Origin of the sequence: Cruoricaptor ignavus (assembly GCF_900141665.1) — a bacterium.
Lineage (GTDB): Bacteria > Bacteroidota > Bacteroidia > Flavobacteriales > Weeksellaceae > Cruoricaptor > Cruoricaptor ignavus.
In genome coordinates this window covers 284,292-302,148 of the sequence record NZ_FQYI01000001.1, presented here as the reverse complement: position 1 = coordinate 302,148, position 17,857 = coordinate 284,292, and the positions used below count along the sequence as shown (strand labels likewise).

General features: G+C 44.4%; 32 protein-coding genes. 31 read left to right on the top strand and 1 reads right to left on the bottom strand.

The annotated features are described in order from the left end of the window. Positions 1 to 82 precede the first annotated feature (82 nt). Entirely contained in the window at positions 83 to 274 is a 192-nt protein-coding gene (locus BUB43_RS01520) for a hypothetical protein (protein ID WP_073177635.1), read from the top strand. A 161-nt stretch (positions 275 to 435) separates the two neighbouring features. Here BUB43_RS01520 and BUB43_RS11210 read toward each other — a convergent pair whose 3' ends face one another. Then, positions 436 to 585: a hypothetical protein gene (locus BUB43_RS11210; protein ID WP_159430213.1), complete on the bottom strand. Its 150-nt coding sequence runs from the start codon at positions 583 to 585 to the stop codon at positions 436 to 438. A 1,171-nt stretch (positions 586 to 1,756) separates the two neighbouring features. On the opposite strand from BUB43_RS11210, the gene BUB43_RS01515 reads away from it, so the two are divergent. From BUB43_RS01515 to BUB43_RS01375, 30 genes are all read left to right on the top strand, one after another. Further along, positions 1,757 to 2,566 carry a GLPGLI family protein gene (locus tag BUB43_RS01515; RefSeq protein ID WP_073177633.1) on the top strand — a complete coding sequence of 270 codons (810 nt, stop codon included), beginning with the start codon at positions 1,757 to 1,759 and terminating at the stop codon, positions 2,564 to 2,566. Further along, a complete protein-coding gene (locus tag BUB43_RS11205; protein WP_159430212.1) occupies positions 2,563 to 2,700 on the top strand; it encodes a hypothetical protein in 138 nt (45 codons plus the stop codon). The genes BUB43_RS01515 and BUB43_RS11205 overlap by 4 nt, the downstream gene beginning before the upstream one ends. Before the next feature lie 109 nt (positions 2,701 to 2,809). Further along, entirely contained in the window at positions 2,810 to 4,294 is a 1,485-nt protein-coding gene (locus tag BUB43_RS01510; protein WP_073177631.1) for a leucine-rich repeat domain-containing protein, read from the top strand. Between the two features lie 217 nt (positions 4,295 to 4,511). Further along, a complete protein-coding gene (gene rplC / locus BUB43_RS01505; protein WP_073177629.1) occupies positions 4,512 to 5,135 on the top strand; it encodes a 50S ribosomal protein L3 in 624 nt (207 codons plus the stop codon). Beyond that, entirely contained in the window at positions 5,126 to 5,755 is a 630-nt protein-coding gene (gene rplD / locus BUB43_RS01500) for a 50S ribosomal protein L4 (protein ID WP_073177628.1), read from the top strand. Before rplC ends, rplD begins: the two co-directional genes overlap by 10 nt. Before the next feature lie 6 nt (positions 5,756 to 5,761). Beyond that, positions 5,762 to 6,049 (top strand): 50S ribosomal protein L23, encoded by a 288-nt coding sequence (rplW, locus tag BUB43_RS01495; protein WP_073177626.1) that lies wholly within the window; start codon positions 5,762 to 5,764, stop codon positions 6,047 to 6,049. An 85-nt stretch (positions 6,050 to 6,134) separates the two neighbouring features. Then, positions 6,135 to 6,956: a 50S ribosomal protein L2 gene (rplB, locus tag BUB43_RS01490; RefSeq protein ID WP_073177624.1), complete on the top strand. Its 822-nt coding sequence runs from the start codon at positions 6,135 to 6,137 to the stop codon at positions 6,954 to 6,956. 2 nt (positions 6,957 to 6,958) lie between these two features. Next, complete coding sequence (gene rpsS / locus BUB43_RS01485) at positions 6,959 to 7,237, top strand: 30S ribosomal protein S19 (RefSeq protein WP_073177622.1); 279 nt, start codon at positions 6,959 to 6,961, stop codon at positions 7,235 to 7,237. Between the two features lie 5 nt (positions 7,238 to 7,242). Then, on the top strand, positions 7,243 to 7,641 hold the full coding sequence (rplV, locus tag BUB43_RS01480) for a 50S ribosomal protein L22 (RefSeq protein WP_073177620.1): 399 nt from the start codon (positions 7,243 to 7,245) through the stop codon (positions 7,639 to 7,641). Positions 7,642 to 7,649: 8 nt separating this feature from the next. Then, a complete protein-coding gene (gene rpsC / locus BUB43_RS01475; protein ID WP_073177618.1) occupies positions 7,650 to 8,384 on the top strand; it encodes a 30S ribosomal protein S3 in 735 nt (244 codons plus the stop codon). A gap of 107 nt (positions 8,385 to 8,491) precedes the next feature. Further along, positions 8,492 to 8,917 (top strand): 50S ribosomal protein L16, encoded by a 426-nt coding sequence (rplP, locus tag BUB43_RS01470; protein WP_073177616.1) that lies wholly within the window; start codon positions 8,492 to 8,494, stop codon positions 8,915 to 8,917. 11 nt (positions 8,918 to 8,928) lie between these two features. Continuing rightward, the gene (gene rpmC / locus BUB43_RS01465) at positions 8,929 to 9,117 is read left to right on the top strand and encodes a 50S ribosomal protein L29 (protein WP_073177615.1); all 189 of its coding nucleotides are present in this window, start codon (positions 8,929 to 8,931) and stop codon (positions 9,115 to 9,117) included. A gap of 14 nt (positions 9,118 to 9,131) precedes the next feature. Continuing rightward, positions 9,132 to 9,386: a 30S ribosomal protein S17 gene (gene rpsQ / locus BUB43_RS01460; RefSeq protein WP_073177613.1), complete on the top strand. Its 255-nt coding sequence runs from the start codon at positions 9,132 to 9,134 to the stop codon at positions 9,384 to 9,386. Next, positions 9,386 to 9,754, top strand: coding sequence for a 50S ribosomal protein L14 (rplN, locus tag BUB43_RS01455; protein WP_073177612.1), 369 nt, complete (start codon positions 9,386 to 9,388; stop codon positions 9,752 to 9,754). The genes rpsQ and rplN overlap by 1 nt, the downstream gene beginning before the upstream one ends. A gap of 20 nt (positions 9,755 to 9,774) precedes the next feature. Continuing rightward, positions 9,775 to 10,092 carry a 50S ribosomal protein L24 gene (rplX, locus tag BUB43_RS01450; RefSeq protein ID WP_073177610.1) on the top strand — a complete coding sequence of 106 codons (318 nt, stop codon included), beginning with the start codon at positions 9,775 to 9,777 and terminating at the stop codon, positions 10,090 to 10,092. A 2-nt stretch (positions 10,093 to 10,094) separates the two neighbouring features. Next, positions 10,095 to 10,646, top strand: coding sequence for a 50S ribosomal protein L5 (gene rplE / locus BUB43_RS01445; RefSeq protein WP_073177608.1), 552 nt, complete (start codon positions 10,095 to 10,097; stop codon positions 10,644 to 10,646). 2 nt (positions 10,647 to 10,648) lie between these two features. Next, complete coding sequence (gene rpsN / locus BUB43_RS01440) at positions 10,649 to 10,918, top strand: 30S ribosomal protein S14 (protein ID WP_002661334.1); 270 nt, start codon at positions 10,649 to 10,651, stop codon at positions 10,916 to 10,918. A gap of 72 nt (positions 10,919 to 10,990) precedes the next feature. Next, positions 10,991 to 11,389, top strand: a complete 399-nt coding sequence (gene rpsH, locus BUB43_RS01435; protein WP_073177607.1) for a 30S ribosomal protein S8 — start codon at positions 10,991 to 10,993, stop codon at positions 11,387 to 11,389. A gap of 21 nt (positions 11,390 to 11,410) precedes the next feature. Further along, positions 11,411 to 11,956, top strand: coding sequence for a 50S ribosomal protein L6 (gene rplF / locus BUB43_RS01430; protein WP_073177605.1), 546 nt, complete (start codon positions 11,411 to 11,413; stop codon positions 11,954 to 11,956). 13 nt (positions 11,957 to 11,969) lie between these two features. Then, complete coding sequence (gene rplR, locus BUB43_RS01425) at positions 11,970 to 12,317, top strand: 50S ribosomal protein L18 (RefSeq protein ID WP_073177603.1); 348 nt, start codon at positions 11,970 to 11,972, stop codon at positions 12,315 to 12,317. Positions 12,318 to 12,333: 16 nt separating this feature from the next. Further along, positions 12,334 to 12,855 carry a 30S ribosomal protein S5 gene (gene rpsE / locus BUB43_RS01420; protein ID WP_073177602.1) on the top strand — a complete coding sequence of 174 codons (522 nt, stop codon included), beginning with the start codon at positions 12,334 to 12,336 and terminating at the stop codon, positions 12,853 to 12,855. A 14-nt stretch (positions 12,856 to 12,869) separates the two neighbouring features. Then, on the top strand, positions 12,870 to 13,046 hold the full coding sequence (gene rpmD, locus BUB43_RS01415) for a 50S ribosomal protein L30 (RefSeq protein ID WP_073177600.1): 177 nt from the start codon (positions 12,870 to 12,872) through the stop codon (positions 13,044 to 13,046). Positions 13,047 to 13,107: 61 nt separating this feature from the next. Further along, on the top strand, positions 13,108 to 13,557 hold the full coding sequence (gene rplO, locus BUB43_RS01410; protein ID WP_073177599.1) for a 50S ribosomal protein L15: 450 nt from the start codon (positions 13,108 to 13,110) through the stop codon (positions 13,555 to 13,557). Positions 13,558 to 13,565: 8 nt separating this feature from the next. Further along, positions 13,566 to 14,945, top strand: coding sequence for a preprotein translocase subunit SecY (gene secY, locus BUB43_RS01405; protein WP_073177597.1), 1,380 nt, complete (start codon positions 13,566 to 13,568; stop codon positions 14,943 to 14,945). Between the two features lie 5 nt (positions 14,946 to 14,950). Continuing rightward, on the top strand, positions 14,951 to 15,166 hold the full coding sequence (gene infA, locus BUB43_RS01400; protein ID WP_073177595.1) for a translation initiation factor IF-1: 216 nt from the start codon (positions 14,951 to 14,953) through the stop codon (positions 15,164 to 15,166). A gap of 36 nt (positions 15,167 to 15,202) precedes the next feature. Next, positions 15,203 to 15,319, top strand: coding sequence for a type B 50S ribosomal protein L36 (gene ykgO, locus BUB43_RS01395; RefSeq protein WP_014203383.1), 117 nt, complete (start codon positions 15,203 to 15,205; stop codon positions 15,317 to 15,319). A gap of 10 nt (positions 15,320 to 15,329) precedes the next feature. After that, entirely contained in the window at positions 15,330 to 15,707 is a 378-nt protein-coding gene (gene rpsM, locus BUB43_RS01390; protein ID WP_073177594.1) for a 30S ribosomal protein S13, read from the top strand. A gap of 12 nt (positions 15,708 to 15,719) precedes the next feature. After that, positions 15,720 to 16,109, top strand: a complete 390-nt coding sequence (rpsK, locus tag BUB43_RS01385; protein ID WP_073177592.1) for a 30S ribosomal protein S11 — start codon at positions 15,720 to 15,722, stop codon at positions 16,107 to 16,109. Between the two features lie 107 nt (positions 16,110 to 16,216). Beyond that, positions 16,217 to 16,825, top strand: a complete 609-nt coding sequence (gene rpsD / locus BUB43_RS01380) for a 30S ribosomal protein S4 (RefSeq protein ID WP_073177590.1) — start codon at positions 16,217 to 16,219, stop codon at positions 16,823 to 16,825. A 33-nt stretch (positions 16,826 to 16,858) separates the two neighbouring features. Beyond that, the gene (locus BUB43_RS01375) at positions 16,859 to 17,854 is read left to right on the top strand and encodes a DNA-directed RNA polymerase subunit alpha (RefSeq protein WP_073177588.1); all 996 of its coding nucleotides are present in this window, start codon (positions 16,859 to 16,861) and stop codon (positions 17,852 to 17,854) included. Positions 17,855 to 17,857 lie beyond the last annotated feature (3 nt).

The following is a 17,857-nucleotide window of genomic DNA, read 5'->3' as shown; positions in this document are numbered from 1 at the left end:
ACAGTGTCGGTTGTAAGTGTAGCGATAGCGGAGCGCACAATCGTCCCCCCTTTTGATAAAGGGGGATAGGGGGATAGACTTTATGAACGCTTACCAAGTAATTATTTCTGAAGTGAAAGTGATAGACGAGGCGGTGCGGAGGAGCTATAAAAACCCGGTGGCGTTATTCATCAGCGGCAGCATCAGGTACTATATTCACGGCAAAGAGATACCGCTACATCAGTTTAAGATGCGAGTGAAGAGGATGGTGCCGATAGTAACGATGAGTGCGTGAGGCAATTCTAAACACATCGGTATTGGGGTATTTAGGATGCGCGGAATTACAGGTAGGTTACTATCAGCGACGAAAGAAATTAATAGCATCAGCACTTGCGGAAACGATGCGAAACCTAATGCGCGATGCCCTGAAGGATTGCGTCCGCACAAAATCGGCAATCAAATCAGGATTTCCGTTTGGCATTCAGGGATGCCCACCACGATGCCCCCTATGTGAAAACCGCGTTTTTTTTCTGCGCCAAATGCTACTATATTGAACTTGCGCTGGAATACGAAAGAGATTTTTTGTTCGCCAAATTTGACGAGCAAACATTTACATAAAAATTGAAACCTACGAGAACGGCATCGGGGGATTATCGGTTTGTCAGCAAAGCGAATTGTATATTTAGAAAAGGGAATGCGGGAAATTCTCAGCAGGACTGCCGCGGGAGGCGCACGGCAAGGAAAATTATCTGCAAAAACCAACGGGAATGAAAAACAAGTATAATAACCTGCAAAATAATTGACACAGACTTGACAAATAGGATTTGAATTTTAGGGGGAAAGAATTTTGACGATGACGAAAAAGAATAAATTTGAAGGCTGAAAACGAGTGTGGAAATTCAATCAACAGCAGCTGGAAAAATAATGCGGAAAAAAAGATAATTTCAATAATCGGGGAAAAAATGGGGAAAGTTTTTCCTAACCAATTGATAATCAGATATTATTGCAGTCCCCTATAGGCTACAAACAACGCTTAGAATCAGTACTTTACAAGTGTTAGGGACTAAAACAGGGACTATTTAGTCCCTGTTTTTTTATCATCATTCTTCCTTTTCGCTTTGGTCATATTTTATTTGACGAATTACCATTTTTGAAATGAAGGGCGGTAACTTTCTTTTAGAAAATTAGGTAATCTGATGAGGTACGGTGTTGATGTAGAAATTAAAGTGTGATAAATGCCGGAAGATGGAAGTCGAAAGACTAAAGTTTTCAGCAACCAAAAATAATGTTTCCGTACGCTGAGCAAAACCGAAGCGTACCATGATAGAAAATCCGCTCCCCAAAAGAGGGCGGATTTTTTGTTTGGAATCATTCTAAATTTCTTTAAAACATGTTTTTTGTCATAGAAAATTTGCATAGTTTTAGTTTTGGTTTTAGTTTAGCTGCACTAACAAACAAAATTTTAGTGTTAGGAAAAAGTTATTAATTGTTGCAGCACTTGGTGTCGTAGGTTTGATGAGTGCGAAAGGCGGCGTAGAAGAACAAAAAAAGAACAGGCACCTAAAAAAATGTTGAGTATTCCAATAAGAATAAAAAAGTTCCAGAAGGCTGCTTCCCATTCACTTTGTCGTGCGGAGTACAAGGAACCGCTTGTGGCGACAATACTGCAGAATTAGCTTTTCTGATATGGGAAGTTGATAAAGCAATTTGTGGTAAGTAATTTCTAAATATATTAAAGCATTATCCCTCTTCATAAGGAGGGCTTTTTGATTGAAAGATGAATAAAATTATTTTTATTATTGCTATATTAATTAGTTGTGTATTCAAGTCTCAAGATGTTGTAATAGACAGCTTAAAATATCATGCAGATTATATTTTGACATATCAAAGCGATTCTACAGATCTAAATAGTAGGAAGCAGGAAAATTTTATATTGTTTATTGGAAGAAAGAAATCGCTATTCGTTTCAGAAAATACTTTTAAAAGAGACTCTATAAGAAACGAGGTAGTGAAAAGCAATAACCTTTCAGGATTAAATTTAGCGAATGTGCCAAAATCTGCATTTTCTTATCGGATTGTAAAAGATATTCCGGAAAAAACAGTTTCATTTTATGATTTGCTTTTTAGAACAGCAATAAACTATACCGAAAAAATGCTTCTTGATTGGGTAATAACCTCTCAAAAAGAAAACATTGAGAATATGGAATGCGGTATAGCGTATTTAAATTATGGGGGCAGAAAATATAAAACCTGGTATTCGTTAGATATAGCTATACCAGAAGGTCCGTATAAGTTCTCCGGATTACCCGGGCTTATTCTTAAAATGGAGGATGAAAAGGGTTACTACAAATTTGAATTGTCAAATTTTAAAGATGTTTCAAAACAAAGAAGTTTAATCGCCATGGAAAGCAGGCTATTCAATGGTACTTCAGCCACTAAGCAACAATATTTATCTGCTAAAAATAATTATATTGATAACATGGGAGAGGAGTTAAGGCGCTCCGGAATCATAATTGGGAATGATGCCTTAAAAAACGCACAGAATCGTGAGAGGAAAAAAAATAATCCTATCGAACTTAAACCATGATAGAAATCCGCTCTCCAAAAGAGAGCGGTTTTTTTATTTCTGCAGAAAATTCTGCGCAATGGCCAAATTTGAAAAAAATGCCAACAGCAAGCGCTAAAGCGCAAAGCTTTTCATCAGAAAAAAGTCCTTATTAAATTTTCGCTAGCGGTGAAGAATATATTTTACAATTGTATTATTCATCCGTTAATTTTACTTTTATCTGTATAAAATTTTCTATATTTGAGAATTCAAAAATCAATTACTATGGGAAATTTTTACCAAAAGTCTATTTTTACAGCGGCTGCTGTAGTGGCCGCCAATGTTTTCGTACTGGCACAATCGTTCACCATAAATAAGGTAAGGTATGATGTGGTTTCTGCGGCCGATAAAACTGTGAAAGTTGGCGTAAGTGCTACTGCTACCGGAGAAATCACAATTCCTGAAACGGTGCAGAACAACGGCACGGATTACCGCGTGATTGCCATTGGTGAAAATGCCTTCTACAACAATGAGAAAATTACCGGTGTGGAACTTCCTTCCTCGGTGAAGAAAATTGATGCCAATGCATTTATGAACGCATCGGAGCTTTCGTCCATCACGCTGAACGAAGGCCTGGAATCCATTGCAACCGGCGCTTTCTACTCCTGCCCTTCATTAAAAAGGGTGGATATTCCGGCAAGCGTAAGCACCATTGGTGACAATGCCTTCACGGATTCCTGGTTTATCGCCGCTTTCAAAGTAAATGAGGCCAGCCAGCATTTCAAAAGCGTGGAAGGCGTGTTGTACAGCAAGGATGGAAGCGTGCTCGTGAAGTACCCTGCCGGAAAACAGGGCGATTCCTTCAGCGTTCCCAATACGGTGAAAAAGCTGGGCACCGCTGCTATGGAAGGTTCCAGGCTTTACTATATCAATCTGCCAAATTCGCTGGAAACCATTTCTGAAGCGGCCTTCGTGAACTGCCTGAGGCTGATGGAAATTAAAATTCCGAACGGTGTGAAGTCCATCGGTGTGAATGCTTTTCTCAGCTGCATTTCCCTGCAGGTTATCGAGATCTCGGAAAGCGTGGAAACCATCGGACAGCAGGCCTTCCTGAACTGCCCGAAACTTGACATCATCTATGTGGCGGAAAACAATCCTAAATTCACCTCTGAAGGTGGCGTGCTTTTCGACAAGGCAAAGAAAGTGCTAATCAATTTCCCGGTGATGATTGGCACGGATTACAAAATGCCTGCTACGGTAGAAGAAATCGGGCGCTACTCAATGAGTAACGCTCTGGCTCTGAATGTTCTGCGCCTGCCTGCCAGCCTGAAGAAAATTTCGCGCTACGCACTTTTCGGCTCTAAAAACCTGAAAACTATTTACTGTGCAGCTACTATTCCGCCAGCTTTGGAAGTTGCTGCGCTGGACCAGATGCCGAGAGCTAACATCGTGCTGAAAGTGCCTGTTGGTGCTGGCGATGCATACAAAGCTACGGCGATCTGGAAGGAATTTAAAATTGAGGAAGATGCAGCGATGGCCACTTCCGAAAATGCGAAAACTTCAGTGAAGATCTATCCTACGCAAACTTCCGGCAGCCTTTTCATCGAACAGGAAAATCCCGCTGAGCTTGCCATATATAATATGAGTGGCCAATTGATAAAAAGCTACAAACTGAGCGCTGGTAAAAACACGGTGGATATCAGCAGGGAAGCTGCCGGCATATACCTCTTGAAAATAGGCGGCGAAACTTACAAGGTTTTGAAGAGGTAGAATTAACCACATAAAGTATCAAGGGCCAATCTTTATCGATTGGCTTTTTTCGTGCTGGTTTTCAAAATTTTAGAAATAATTTGCAAAATGTTTTTGCAGGTTCAGGAATTATTCCTAAATTTGCACTCTCATTTTGAGCGAAAAGTGTGCCTATATCAGAAATAGAAATCACTGAAACTCAGGTGGAAACGAGGATAACTTTATATTTTATATAACAATGTCAGGTATTATTGGTAAGAAAATCGGGATGACTTCCCTGTTTGACGAGAACGGAAAGAATGTTCCGTGCACCGTCATCCAGGCGGGGCCTTGCTCGGTTTTGCAGGTCAGAACCGTAGAGAATGACGGCTATGTAGGCTATCAGCTCGGTTTCGATGACAAAAAGGAGAAGAATGTCTCCAAGGCGATGCTAGGCCACTTCAAGAAAGCAGGCTCCTCGCCGAAGGCGAAACTTGTGGAATTCCACCACGGTTTCGATCATTTGAAAGTTGGCGACGAGGTGACCGTGAAGCTGTTCTCCGAAGGAGAATTTGTGGATGTTACGGGAACTTCCAAGGGTAAAGGCTTCCAGGGCGTGGTGAAAAGGCACGGCTTCGGCGGTGTAATGCAGGCTACGCACGGGCAGCACAACAGGCTCCGGGCTCCGGGTTCCATTGGTGCCGGATCCGACCCTTCAAGAGTTTTCAAAGGGATGAAAATGGCCGGAAGAATGGGAGGCGAGCAGGTAACTGTGCAGAACCTCCAGGTGTTGAAAGTAGATGAGGAGCAAAACCTTCTGATTGTAAAAGGTGCGGTTCCGGGAGCTAAAAATTCTTATGTAGTTATCAGAAGATGGAACTAACAGTATTTAACATAAAAGGCGAAGATACGGGCAAAAAAGTGCAGCTGGATGATTCTGTATTCGGGATCGAGCCAAATCAGCACGCTGTGTATCTGGAAGTGAAACAATACCTTGCCGCGCAGCGCCAGGGCACGCATAAATCCAAAGAGAGAAGCGAGATTACGGCTTCTACCAAGAAGCTGAAAAAGCAAAAGGGCTCCGGCTCGGCGCGCTATGGCGATATCAAATCGCCAACTTTCAAGGGTGGTGGCCGCGTATTCGGCCCTAAGCCGAGAGATTACAGGTTTAAGCTGAACAAGGCTGTAAAGCGTTTGGCGAAAAAGTCTGTACTGTCTCAGAAGATGAGGGATAACTCCATCAAAGTTGTGGAGTCTTTCAGCTTTGAAACGCCTAAGACTAAGGAGTTTATCACGATCAATAACGCGCTTGGCTTCGAGGGTAAGAAATCTCTTTACATTCTTCCGGAAGCCAATCAGAATGTGTACCTGTCTTCCCGCAACCTTCCGAAAACGAAGGTGCTGACTTATAACGAGATCAGCTCCTACGATCTGATGAATGCAGGTGATATCGTGTTCATAGACAGCGCAGTAGAGAAGTTCACTGAAATTTTAAAGAAATAAATCATTATGTCAGTTATCATAAAACCGGTAATTTCAGAAAAGGCAAGCTACCTGACTGATTTGAGAGGTGTTTATTCCTTCCTGGTGGATCCGGCTGCGAATAAAATCCAGATCAAGGATGCGGTAGAGCAAACTTATGGTGTAAAGGTATCCGATGTGAATACGATGATTTATGCACCTAAAGTTTCCAGAAGGTATACGAAGAGAGGACTGCAGGTAGGCAAGACCAACAAGCTGAAAAAAGCTGTGGTGAAGCTTGCAGAAGGAGAAGTTATTGATATTTTCTCTGTTTAAAATGGAAAGTAAGCTTTTGGCAGTAGGCGGCAAGCTTTCTGCCAAAAGCTTAGAGCATAAAGCAATAATCATTTAACAATTAGTAATGTCTGTTAGAAAATTAAAACCTATCACCCCGGGACAGAGATTCAGAGTTGTGAACAACTTTGAGGAAATTACTACCAACAGGCCTGAGAAGTCTCTCACAGTCGGTATTAAGAAGTCTGGTGGGCGTAACAACACTGGTAAGATGACCATGCGTTACACCGGAGGTGGACACAAGCGGAAATACAGAATTATTGACTTCAAGCGAAACAAATTCGATGTAGAGGCTGAAGTAAAATCTGTAGAGTACGACCCGAACAGGACAGCCTTCATCGCCCTGGTAGAATATACCGATGGAGAGAAGAGGTACATCATCGCACCGAATGGCATCAAGGTGGGGCAGAAAATCGTGTCTGGGGAGAATGTGGAACCGAACATCGGTAATGCAATGAAGCTCAGGAACATCCCGCTTGGTACGGTGATTTCCTGCATCGAGATGAGGCCCGGGCAGGGCGCTATTATGGCGAGATCCGCAGGATCTTCCGCACAGCTGACCTCCCGCGACGGGAAGTATGCGATCATTAAACTCCCTTCCGGTGAGTCCAGAATGATCCTTGTGGAATGTATGGCAACCATCGGTTCCGTATCCAACTCCGATCACCAGCTTACCGTTTCCGGTAAGGCAGGCCGCAGCAGATGGCTTGGAAGAAGGCCAAGGACAAGAGCCGTGGTAATGAACCCTGTAGACCACCCGATGGGTGGTGGTGAAGGTAGATCTTCCGGCGGCCACCCAAGATCTCGCAAAGGTATGCCGGCTAAGGGATACAAAACCAGAAAGAAAAATAAAACTTCGAACCGCTATATCGTATCTAAAAGGAAATAATTATGGCTAGATCACTTAAAAAAGGGCCTTTTATCGCACATCATTTAGATAAGAAGGTTCAGGCAAATATAGAATCAGGAAAGAAAACTGTAATAAAAACTTGGTCCAGAGCTTCCATGATCTCTCCGGACTTTGTAGGCCAGACCATCGCAGTACATAACGGCAAAACTTTCGTGCCTGTGTATGTCACTGAAAACATGGTAGGGCACAAGCTTGGCGAATTTTCTCCGACAAGATCCTTCCGAGGACACGCGGGTAACAAAAATAAAGGCAGCAGATAATCATTATGGGATCAAGAAAACAGGACAGCGCACTTGCGCGCAAAGAAATGAACAGGGATGTGGTAAAGGCACGCCTGAATGACTGCCCGTCCTCTCCCCGCAAGATGAGACTCGTTGCTGATATCATCCGCGGAGAGAGTGTTGATAAGGCTCTCTACATCCTTAAATATTCCAAAAAAGAAGCATCGAACAAGCTGGAAAAACTCCTGCTTTCCGCAATGGCGAACTGGCAGGTGAAGAACGAGGGTGCGGACATAGAGGAGGCAAACCTTATCGTTAAAGAAATCTATGTGGATAGCGCACGCCAGCTGAAAAGGCTACGCCCGGCACCGCAGGGCAGGGGGCACAGAATCCGCAAGAGAAGCAACCATGTGACAATCATTTTAGGCAATAAAGAAATCTAATTCAAGGTATGGGACAGAAGACAAATCCAATTGGCAACAGGTTAGGCATCATCAGAGGATGGGACTCTAACTGGTATGGCGGGAACGACTATGGCGACCGTATCAAGGAAGATTATCAGATCAGAAAATACCTTGGAGCAAGACTTTCTAAGGCCAGCGTTTCCAGAATTTATATCGAAAGAACGCTTAAGCTTGTTACCGTTACCATCACCACTGCGCGCCCCGGGCTAATTATCGGCAAAGGCGGACAGGAAGTGGATAAGCTGAAAGAGGAGCTCAAAAAGCTTACCGGCAAGGATGTTCAGATCAACATCTTTGAAATCAAAAGACCGGAGCTGGATGCGGTACTTGTTTCTGAAAGCATTGCCAAGCAGATCGAAAACCGTATCTCTTACAGAAGGGCGGTAAAGATGGCGATGGCTTCCACGATGAGGATGGGAGCAGAAGGTATTAAAGTTATGATTTCCGGCCGTCTGAACGGAGCGGAGATGGCAAGGAGCGAATCCTTCAAGGAGGGTCGCATCCCGCTTTCTACTTTCCGTGCGGATATCGATTACAACTGGGCAGAGGCGCACACCGCTTACGGCAGGCTTGGCGTAAAAGTCTGGATCATGAAGGGAGAAGTGTACGGCAAGCGCGAGCTTACTCCGCTGGTAGGTCAGCAGAAGAAGGCATCTGCAGGAAGAGGAGACCGCCCGGAGCGCGGTGAGAGAGAGCGCCGCCCAAGAAGAAACAATAATTAATTAGGGTTAGAAGTAGGAAATTAGAAATTAGAACTTCCGTTACAAGCGCTGATTGAAAATTATCTAACATCTAACATCTATTATCTAACATCTAATATTCAAATAAAATGTTACAACCAAAAAGAGTAAAATTCCGTCGTGTTCATAAGATGAAGATGAAGGGAAATGCGCAGCGGGGTAGCCAGCTTGCGTATGGAACTTTCGGCATCAAGGCGGTGGAAGGAGCTTGGATTACTGCAAGGCAGATAGAGTCAGCCCGTATTGCAGCGACGAGATATATGAAAAGGGAGGGGCAGCTTTGGATTAAAATCTTCCCGGATAAGCCGATTACCAAGAAACCTGCGGAAGTTCGTATGGGTAAGGGTAAGGGTGCTGTAGAATATTGGGTAGCGGTAGTAAAGCCTGGTAAGATTATGTTTGAAGTCGGCGGGGTACCTTACGAGACTGCAAAGGAGGCATTGCGCCTCGCGGCTCAGAAGCTGCCGATCGTTACCAAGTTTGTAGTAGCTAATGATTTTGTAAAACCTGAATAAATCTTACCGAAATGAAACAAGCTGAAATTAAAAACTTAAGCGCTGAAGATTTGCAGGCACAGCTGGCTCAGACTACTGCGGAGTACCAAAGGATCAAGCTGGCGCACAAGATCAGCCCGGTAGAGAATCCGATGCAGATTAAGAATATGCGCAGAACCATCGCGAGACTGAATACAGAAATATCATCTAGACAACAATAAGTCCCTTTTTGAAAATGGAAAGAAATTTAAGAAAAGAAAGAATCGGAGTGGTTTCCAGCAACAAAATGGATAAGACGATTGTTGTAAGCGAGACTGCGAGAATGAAACACCCGATGTATGGTAAGTTTGTACTAAAGACGAAGAAATACCATGCACACGATGAGAAGAACGAGTGCCAGGAAGGCGATACAGTATTAATCCAGGAGACGCGCCCGCTCAGCAAGAGCAAAAGATGGAGACTGGTGAGAATCATTGAAAAAGCGAAGTAATGTTACAGACAGAATCAAGATTAAAAGTTGCTGATAACACCGGTGCGAAGGAGGTGCTGGTAATCAGAGTGCTGGGCGGTACCAGAAGAAGATATGCTTCCGTAGGTGATAGAATCGTCGTGACTATCAAAGATTCTACCCCATCTGGGAATGCGAAGAAAGGCCAGGTTTCCAAAGCTGTAGTGGTGCGCACGAAGAAGGCTGTAAGGAGGAAGGACGGCTCTTATATCAAGTTTGATGATAATGCCTGCGTGCTTCTGAACGCGGCAGGGGAGATGAGGGGGACCCGCGTGTTCGGCCCTGTGGCAAGAGAATTGAGAGATAAAGAATATATGAAGGTGATTTCCCTTGCGCCTGAAGTACTTTAACCCTTTAAACTATTCTGATAATGACTAAAGTTAAAATAAGAAGAGGTGATAATGTGATCGTTACCACCGGCAGAAATAAAGGTCTTAAAGGTGAGGTACTGGAAGTGATCCGCAAGGGCAAAGACCCGCGCGTGGTGGTTGCCGGCGTAAATGTTGTGAAAAGACACACAAAACCTTCAGCCGCCAATCCGCAGGGAGGTATTGTAGAGAAAGAAGCGCCGCTCCACATCTCCAATGTATCCCTCATGGATGAAACCGGGAAACCAACGAAAGTCGCTTACAGAATCGATGGCGACAGAAAAGTGAGAATCGCTAAAACAACCGGTAAAGAAATCTGATCATGGAATATATCGCAAGACCAAAACAAAAATACAAATCCGAAATCATCCCGGCGATGATGGAGGAGTTCGGATATAAGAGCGTAATGCAGGTGCCAAAACTTGAAAAGATCGTAATCTCTCAGGGGCTTGGCGATGCTACAGCTGATAAGAAAATCATCGATTATGCAGTGGAGGAACTTACCGCAATCGCAGGTCAGAAGGCTGTAGGTACCATATCCAAAAAAGATGAGGCTGCATTTAAACTCAGAAAAGGGATGCCCGTAGGAGCGAAGGTGACCCTCCGCGCAGACAGAATGTATGAGTTTCTGGACAGACTTACTTCCTCAGCGCTGCCGCGCATCCGCGACTTTAACGGAATTAAGGCAGATGGCTTCGACGGAAGAGGCAATTATAACTTAGGTATTACCGAGCAGATCATCTTCCCGGAAATCGTTATCGACAAAGTGAAGAAGATCCAGGGTATGGACATCACATTTGTGACTACTGCGAAGACGGACAAAGAGGCGAAGTCTTTGCTTACCCACTTCGGTCTACCATTTAAAAAGAAATAAGAATGGCAAAAGAATCAATGAAAGCGCGCGAGCGCAAAAGAGAAGCTATGGTAGCGAAATATGCAGAGAAGCGCAAGGCTCTGAAAGAAGCCGGAGACTACGAGGCACTGCAGAAACTACCGAAAAACGCTTCGCCGGTAAGGCTGCACAACCGCTGCAAGCTTACAGGTAGGCCAAGGGGCTACATGAGGACATTTGGCATCTCCAGAGTTACCTTCCGCGAGATGGCAAACCAAGGCCTCATCCCTGGCGTGAAAAAAGCAAGTTGGTAACGAGTTTTTACATCAGGACAGGTAAGTTTAATAGTTTAAATACTGCCTGTCATTAACCAATAATTAAATTAAATGTTAACAGATCCAATTTCAGATTTCCTGACAAGAGTAAGGAACGCACAAAGCGCAGGCCACAAAGTGGTGGAAATTCCTGCATCGAAAATCAAAAAGGAGATTACCAAGATTCTGTTTGATCAGGGTTATATCGCAAACTATAAGTTTGAGGATAATGCTGTTCAGGGGAATATCAAGATCGCCTTGAAGTATGATAAAAAAACCGGTAAGCCGGCCATTAAGTCAATCCAGCGGGCGTCCCGTCCGGGTCTGCGTTATTACGCAGGTGCCGACGAATTGCCAAGGGTGCTTAACGGTCTGGGCATCGCGGTGATTTCTACTTCCAAAGGCGTGATGACTGGCAAGCAGGCTAAGAACGAGCATGTGGGCGGCGAGGTAATCTGCTATGTTTATTAATATTTTTAAAGAAAAAGGAAAATGTCAAGAATTGGTAACGCAATTATAAATATCCCTGCAGGAGTTACGGTATCCCAAAATGGGGAAACTGTAACTGTGAAAGGCCCGAAGGGAGAGCTTTCCCAAGAGCTTAGCGAGGGTATTTCTATAGAGCAGAATGACGGGGTGCTTACAGTAACGCGCCCGTCTGACTCCAAGCAGCACAAGGCACTGCACGGCCTGTACCGCGCACTCATCAACAATATGGTTGTCGGTACCTCCGAAGGGTTCACCAAGCAGCTGGAGCTTGTAGGTGTGGGCTACAGAGCCTCCCACTCCGGACAGAAACTGGAGCTCGCGCTCGGCTTCTCCCACGGTATCGTGGTAGAACTGCCTGCGGAAGTAAAAGTGGATACTCAGACGGAAAAGGGTAAAAACCCGATCATCACTCTCAGCTCGCACGACAAGCAACTGCTGGGTATGGTAACGGCAAAGATCCGATCCTTCCGTAAGCCTGAGCCTTACAAAGGAAAAGGGATCCGCTTTGTTGGTGAAGAAGTTAGAAGAAAAGCTGGTAAATCTGCTTAATAAATTTTAAGAAATGGCACTTACGAAAGAACAAAAAAGACAAAGGATAAAAAGAAGAGTAAGAGGGAAAATCACCGGCTCTTCCGAAAGACCGAGACTGTCCGTTTATAAAAGCAACAAAGAGATTTACGCACAGCTTATCGATGATAAAGAGGGCCGCACACTGGCGGCAGCTTCTTCCCGCGCACTGAATGTTTCTGGTACTAAAACAGAAATCTCCACGGAGGTTGGCAAGGCAATCGCCGAGAAAGCAAAAGCCGCCGGTATTGAAAATGTAGTGTTTGACAGAAACGGCTTCGTGTACCATGGCAGAGTAAAAGCTCTGGCAGATGGGGCAAGAGAAGGCGGTCTTAAATTCTAATCTAAATTTCGGAAAAATGTTAGGAATAGATAATGTAGAAAAAGTAAAGCCGGGAGGATTAGAGCTTAAAGATCGTCTCGTAGCTGTAAACAGAGTAACAAAAGTGACCAAAGGGGGGCGTGCGTTCGGCTTTTCCGCTATCGTTGTGGTAGGGGATGAGGCCGGGGTAATTGGTTTCGGACTCGGCAAGGCAAAAGAGGTAGCTACCGCCATCGCAAAAGCTGTGGAGGATGCCAAGAAAAACCTAGTACGCGTACCTGTGACGCATGCCACGATCCCGCACGAAACCACGGCACGCTTCGGCGGCGCTGATATATTTCTTCGCCCAGCGGCAGAAGGTACGGGCCTTATTGCAGGTGGTGCGGTTCGTGCCGTACTAGAATCTGCAGGTGTTAGGGATATCCTTTCAAAATCCAAAGGCTCTTCCAACCCGCATAATGTGGTTAAAGCAACATTCCGCGCCCTCCTCGATATGAGAACGCCGGAAGAAATTGCAAGGATGAGGGGTATTACACTGGATAAAGTTTTTAAACACTAAATAACTTCAGGACAATGGCGACTATAAAAGTTAAACAGGTGCGCAGCGCAATCGGCCGCACCAAGAACCAGAAAAGAACACTTGAAGCTTTAGGATTCAGGAAACTTCACCAGGTGGTAGAACACGAGGACAACCCTACAATCCAGGGAATGATCCGTACCGTAAGCCATTTAGTGGAAGTTCAAAAATAAATTCGGGATGGATGCTGGCTTTTGCCGGTCTTCATCCATTTAATTTAAATCAAAAAAGAAAATGAATCTAAGTAATCTAAAGCCGGCTGCAGGATCTACGCACAATTCCAAAAGAATTGGCCGGGGACAGGGCAGCGGGAAAGGCGGCACCTCCACAAAAGGTCACAAAGGACAGAAGTCCAGAGCCGGATATTCACAGAAAATAGGCTTCGAAGGTGGGCAGATGCCGCTTCAGAGAAGGCTTCCGAAGTTCGGTTTTAATAATATTAACCGCAAGGAGTACCGTGGAATCAACCTGGATACTATCCAGACACTTATCGACACTAAAAATCTCTCTGGAGATATTACAAGGGAGGTTTTGATAGAGCATGGTTTGCTTGCGAAGAATGAATTGGTAAAAATATTGGGCAGAGGTGAGCTGAAGTCCGGCGTAAATATCTCTGCTGATAAGTTTACAAAATCAGCAGCGGATCTAATAGAGAAAGCTGGCGGGAAAGCTGTTACACTTTAATACTTGTAATGAAAGAATTTATACAGACATTAAAAAACATCTGGAGCGTAAATGAGTTGAGAGAAAAAATTCTCTTCACTCTTGGGATGATTCTTGTGTATAGATTCGCGACGCACATTTCACTTCCTGCCATCAACCTCGCAGAAGTCGGCAACCTGCTCGATCATTACAGAAAGCAGGGCGGTAATAATCAGGGGGCAGGGCTTTTGGGGCTGTTGTCCTCTTTTACCGGTGGTGCTTTTGCCAATGCTTCCATCCTGGCGCTGGGGATTATGCCCTATATTTCTGCTTCCATCATCGTACAGTTGATGGGTATGGCGATTCCATATCTCCAGAAGCTGCAGAAGGACGGGGAGTCCGGAAGGAATACATTGAACCAGATTACCCGCTGGCTTACGATAGGGGTTTGCCTTGTGCAGGCACCTTTCTATCTTGGTACCATCACAGGTGTATTCCTACCGTATGAGCAGTTTCGTACGGCGTATTTCGTAGAACCGGGATCTATCTGGTTCTGGCTGCCGTCGGTGGTGCTCCTTGTTGCTGGCGCAGTTTTCGCGATGTGGCTTGGGGAAAAAATTACCGACAAAGGTATCGGCAACGGTATTTCGATTCTCATAATGGTGGGAATTTTATCCAGACTGCCGGAGGCTTTTGCGCAGGAGGTCGCTACCCAAACAGGAAAGGGCGGTGCAGGAACCATAATGGTTTTAATTGAAGTTCTGTTCTGGATGCTTGTGGTAGTACTGGCTATAATGCTTTCGGTGGCTGTACGCAAGATCCCGATTCAGTATGTAAGCAGGGCTCAAGCGCGAGGCGGCGTCAACCGGAACCTGATGCAGGGTGCGCGGCAGTATATACCGCTGAAGGTTAATGCTTCAGGCGTGATGCCAATCATTTTTGCCCAAGCGCTTATGTTCATCCCTGGCCTTTTGACTCAGGTGGATGAAAGTAATACATTCCTTGCAGGGTTCAAAAATGTCTTTAGCTGGCAGTATAATGTTTTGTTTGCAATACTGATAATTGTTTTTTCATTTTTTTACACTGCGATCACCATTCCTGTAAACCAGATGGCAGATGATTTAAAACGAAATGGCGGCCTAATTCCTAAAGTTCGCCCGGGTAAGGAAACTGCAGATTACCTTGACGATATTCTGTCAAAAATCACCTTGCCGGGTTCAATTTTTTTAGCTATCTTTGCAGTCCTTCCCGCGATAGTACATGGAACTATCGTGCAGACAGATGCTTTCGCACTGTTCTTCGGAGGAACTTCGCTGCTCATCATGGTTGGCGTTATCCTGGATACGGTGCAGCAAATTAACACTTATCTGCTGAATCATCATTATGATGGGCTGATGCAAAGTAAACTTTCCAGAACTTCAGGGTTGTAATTATTATGGCGAAACAAAAACATATCGAGCAGGATGGCGTGATTACTGAAGCATTGTCCAATGCGCAGTTCCGCGTAGAGCTGGAGAACGGTCATATGTTGATTGCCCATATTTCGGGCAAGATGCGTATGCACTATATAAAACTGCTCCCAGGAGACAAGGTACGACTTGAGATGTCGCCTTACGATCTTTCAAAAGGGAGGATCACTTTCAGGTATTGACCTGATTGCATTTTAAATTTAGCATAAAGCAAAGCAATGAAAGTAAGAGCATCGATCAAAAAAAGAAGCGCTGATTGCAAAATTGTACGCCGTAAGGGAGTACTCTATGTGATCAACAAAAAGAATCCGAAATTTAAACAAAGACAAGGCTAAGTAAAAATTTATGGCAAGAATTTCCGGTATAGATTTACCTAAAAACAAAAGAGGTGTTATCGGCTTGACTTATATCTACGGCATCGGAAGAAGCACCGCTTCGGAGATCCTTAAGTCCGCCGGTATCAGCGAAGACAAAAAAGTCGGAGATTGGAATGACGATGAATTGGCTGCCATCAGGTCTTACATTACTGATAATGTAAAGGTGGAAGGTGAGCTTCGTTCTGAAGTTCAGCTAAACATCAAGCGCCTGATGGATATAGGTTGCCAACGAGGAATACGTCACAGGCTTGGATTACCTTTAAGAGGCCAGAGAACGAAAAACAACTCGAGAACCCGTAAAGGAAAGAGAAAAACTGTTGCTAACAAGAAGAAGGCGACTAAATAATCGTTAAGAAAAATGGCAAAACAGACCAAAACAGTCAAGAAAAGAAAAGTAAAAGTAGAAGCGATTGGAGAAGCGCACATCCAGGCTTCTTTCAATAATATCATTATCTCCCTCACCAATAAGAACGGGGAGGTGATATCATGGGCTTCTGCAGGCAAGATGGGCTTTCGTGGTTCTAAAAAGAACACGCCGTTCGCCGCGCAAATGGCAGCGGAAAACTGCTCAGCGGTGGCACACGAGGCGGGTCTCAGAAGGGTAAAAGTGTATGTGAAAGGACCTGGTGCAGGCCGCGAGTCAGCGATTAGAACGATTCATAATTCTGGTATCGAAGTTACCGAAATTATTGATGTGACGCCAATCCCTCATAACGGATGCCGTCCACCAAAAAGGAGAAGAGTGTAGGAACTCTTTAGTTTGCGCCGCTAGGATTGGAGCTTGGAGGTTAACAACTTGCTCAACATCAATCTTAATCTGATTTGCGCAGACTTTTAATTCTAAATTATTTTTAAATGGCAAGATATACAGGACCAAAAACCAAAATAGCGCGTAAGTTTGGAGCGCCAATTTTTGGTGATGATAAAAATTTCGAAAGGCGTAAGAACCAACCGCCAGGGCAGCACGGACCAAATAAGAGAAGGGGTGCGAAGCGCTCGGAATACGCTATTCAGCTCGCTGAAAAACAAAAGGCAAAATATACCTACGGCATTCTAGAAAGACAGTTTGCCAATATGTACGAGCGGGCAAACCGCGCGAAAGGTGTTACAGGTGAGGTTTTACTACAGCTGTGTGAATCCAGGCTGGATAATGTGGTGTACAGACTGGGCTTCGCAAAGACTAGGGCTGCTGCAAGACAGCTGACCTCTCACCGCCACATCACTGTGAATGGAGAAATTGTAAATATCCCTTCATATATTCTGAAGGCGGGAGATGTAGTAGCTGTGCGCGAGAAATCTAAGTCACTGGAAGTAGTGAGTGATGCACTTGCTAGTCGCTCATCTTACGAATGGCTGCAGTACAACGATGAGAAGCAGGAAGGTACCTTTATTTCCGCTCCGGAGCGGATCCAGATACCTGAGGACATCAAGGAGAACCTCATCGTCGAGCTTTACTCTAAATAATCCATAACCTTTCGCTAAAGCCCCAAAAATACTATGGCAATTTTACAATTCATTAAACCTGATAAAGTCGTCCTGCTGAACTCAGACGATTTTAAGGGTCAGTTCGAGTTCAGGCCTCTGGAGCCAGGCTTTGGCCTTACGATTGGTAATGCCCTTCGCAGGGTGCTACTTTCATCTTTGGAAGGTTACGCTATTACCTCCATTAAAATCGAAGGAGTAGAACACGAGTTCTCTACAATACCGGGAGTGGTAGAAGATGTCACCGAGATTATTCTCAACCTTAAGCAACTCCGTTTCAAGGCTAATTCTGAAAAACAAGAAGGGGAAACAGTTACCGCTAAGATTTCCGGACAGGAGATGATTACCGCCGGAGATTTTGAAAAATCCATCAACGGTTTCACTGTTTTGAATCCGGATCTTGTCATCGCGCATACAACTACTGATGTACAGTTTGAAATAACTTTTGAAATCGGTAAGGGACGCGGATATGTACCATCTGAATTAAACAAACCTGCAAATGCGCCAATAGGAACAATTGCAATTGATTCCGTATACACGCCAATAAAAAAAGTTCAGTATTCTATTGAAAACTATCGTGTTGAGCAGAAAACGGACTATGAAAAACTCGTGATTGATATTGAGACAGACGGGTCTATCAGCCCGCAGGGAGCTCTTACAGAGGCTTCCAAAATCCTCATCTATCATTTTATGCTTTTTTCAGATGAAAGAATCACTCTTGAGACAGAAGCCGTAAAGGCAAGTGCTCAGTATGATGAAGAAACTATGCATACCCGCCAGCTTCTTAAATCTAAACTCGCGGATATGGATCTTTCCGTGCGCGCACTGAACTGCCTGAAAGCTGCTGAGGTGGAAACTCTTGGCGAATTGGTTTCTTACAGCAAAACTGATCTGATGAAATTCAGGAATTTTGGTAAAAAATCCCTTACCGAGCTTGAAGAACTAGTACACAGCAAGGGCCTTAATTTTGGCTTTGATGTGGCGAAATATAAACTTGACGCTGATAAATAATTA

Bases quoted from the DNA above. Each gene is read 5' to 3' on its own strand.
- BUB43_RS01520 (WP_073177635.1), top strand. From the start codon at position 83: ATGAACGCTTACCAAGTAATTATTTCTGAAGTGAAAGTGATAGACGAG.
- BUB43_RS01515 (WP_073177633.1), top strand. From the start codon at position 1,757: ATGAATAAAATTATTTTTATTATTGCTATATTAATTAGTTGTGTATTC.
- BUB43_RS11205 (WP_159430212.1), top strand. From the start codon at position 2,563: ATGATAGAAATCCGCTCTCCAAAAGAGAGCGGTTTTTTTATTTCTGCA.
- BUB43_RS01510 (WP_073177631.1), top strand. From the start codon at position 2,810: ATGGGAAATTTTTACCAAAAGTCTATTTTTACAGCGGCTGCTGTAGTG.
- rplC (WP_073177629.1), top strand. From the start codon at position 4,512: ATGTCAGGTATTATTGGTAAGAAAATCGGGATGACTTCCCTGTTTGAC.
- rplD (WP_073177628.1), top strand. From the start codon at position 5,126: ATGGAACTAACAGTATTTAACATAAAAGGCGAAGATACGGGCAAAAAA.
- rplW (WP_073177626.1), top strand. From the start codon at position 5,762: ATGTCAGTTATCATAAAACCGGTAATTTCAGAAAAGGCAAGCTACCTG.
- rplB (WP_073177624.1), top strand. From the start codon at position 6,135: ATGTCTGTTAGAAAATTAAAACCTATCACCCCGGGACAGAGATTCAGA.
- rpsS (WP_073177622.1), top strand. From the start codon at position 6,959: ATGGCTAGATCACTTAAAAAAGGGCCTTTTATCGCACATCATTTAGAT.
- rplV (WP_073177620.1), top strand. From the start codon at position 7,243: ATGGGATCAAGAAAACAGGACAGCGCACTTGCGCGCAAAGAAATGAAC.
- rpsC (WP_073177618.1), top strand. From the start codon at position 7,650: ATGGGACAGAAGACAAATCCAATTGGCAACAGGTTAGGCATCATCAGA.
- rplP (WP_073177616.1), top strand. From the start codon at position 8,492: ATGTTACAACCAAAAAGAGTAAAATTCCGTCGTGTTCATAAGATGAAG.
- rpmC (WP_073177615.1), top strand. From the start codon at position 8,929: ATGAAACAAGCTGAAATTAAAAACTTAAGCGCTGAAGATTTGCAGGCA.
- rpsQ (WP_073177613.1), top strand. From the start codon at position 9,132: ATGGAAAGAAATTTAAGAAAAGAAAGAATCGGAGTGGTTTCCAGCAAC.
- rplN (WP_073177612.1), top strand. From the start codon at position 9,386: ATGTTACAGACAGAATCAAGATTAAAAGTTGCTGATAACACCGGTGCG.
- rplX (WP_073177610.1), top strand. From the start codon at position 9,775: ATGACTAAAGTTAAAATAAGAAGAGGTGATAATGTGATCGTTACCACC.
- rplE (WP_073177608.1), top strand. From the start codon at position 10,095: ATGGAATATATCGCAAGACCAAAACAAAAATACAAATCCGAAATCATC.
- rpsN (WP_002661334.1), top strand. From the start codon at position 10,649: ATGGCAAAAGAATCAATGAAAGCGCGCGAGCGCAAAAGAGAAGCTATG.
- rpsH (WP_073177607.1), top strand. From the start codon at position 10,991: ATGTTAACAGATCCAATTTCAGATTTCCTGACAAGAGTAAGGAACGCA.
- rplF (WP_073177605.1), top strand. From the start codon at position 11,411: ATGTCAAGAATTGGTAACGCAATTATAAATATCCCTGCAGGAGTTACG.
- rplR (WP_073177603.1), top strand. From the start codon at position 11,970: ATGGCACTTACGAAAGAACAAAAAAGACAAAGGATAAAAAGAAGAGTA.
- rpsE (WP_073177602.1), top strand. From the start codon at position 12,334: ATGTTAGGAATAGATAATGTAGAAAAAGTAAAGCCGGGAGGATTAGAG.
- rpmD (WP_073177600.1), top strand. From the start codon at position 12,870: ATGGCGACTATAAAAGTTAAACAGGTGCGCAGCGCAATCGGCCGCACC.
- rplO (WP_073177599.1), top strand. From the start codon at position 13,108: ATGAATCTAAGTAATCTAAAGCCGGCTGCAGGATCTACGCACAATTCC.
- secY (WP_073177597.1), top strand. From the start codon at position 13,566: ATGAAAGAATTTATACAGACATTAAAAAACATCTGGAGCGTAAATGAG.
- infA (WP_073177595.1), top strand. From the start codon at position 14,951: ATGGCGAAACAAAAACATATCGAGCAGGATGGCGTGATTACTGAAGCA.
- ykgO (WP_014203383.1), top strand. From the start codon at position 15,203: ATGAAAGTAAGAGCATCGATCAAAAAAAGAAGCGCTGATTGCAAAATT.
- rpsM (WP_073177594.1), top strand. From the start codon at position 15,330: ATGGCAAGAATTTCCGGTATAGATTTACCTAAAAACAAAAGAGGTGTT.
- rpsK (WP_073177592.1), top strand. From the start codon at position 15,720: ATGGCAAAACAGACCAAAACAGTCAAGAAAAGAAAAGTAAAAGTAGAA.
- rpsD (WP_073177590.1), top strand. From the start codon at position 16,217: ATGGCAAGATATACAGGACCAAAAACCAAAATAGCGCGTAAGTTTGGA.
- BUB43_RS01375 (WP_073177588.1), top strand. From the start codon at position 16,859: ATGGCAATTTTACAATTCATTAAACCTGATAAAGTCGTCCTGCTGAAC.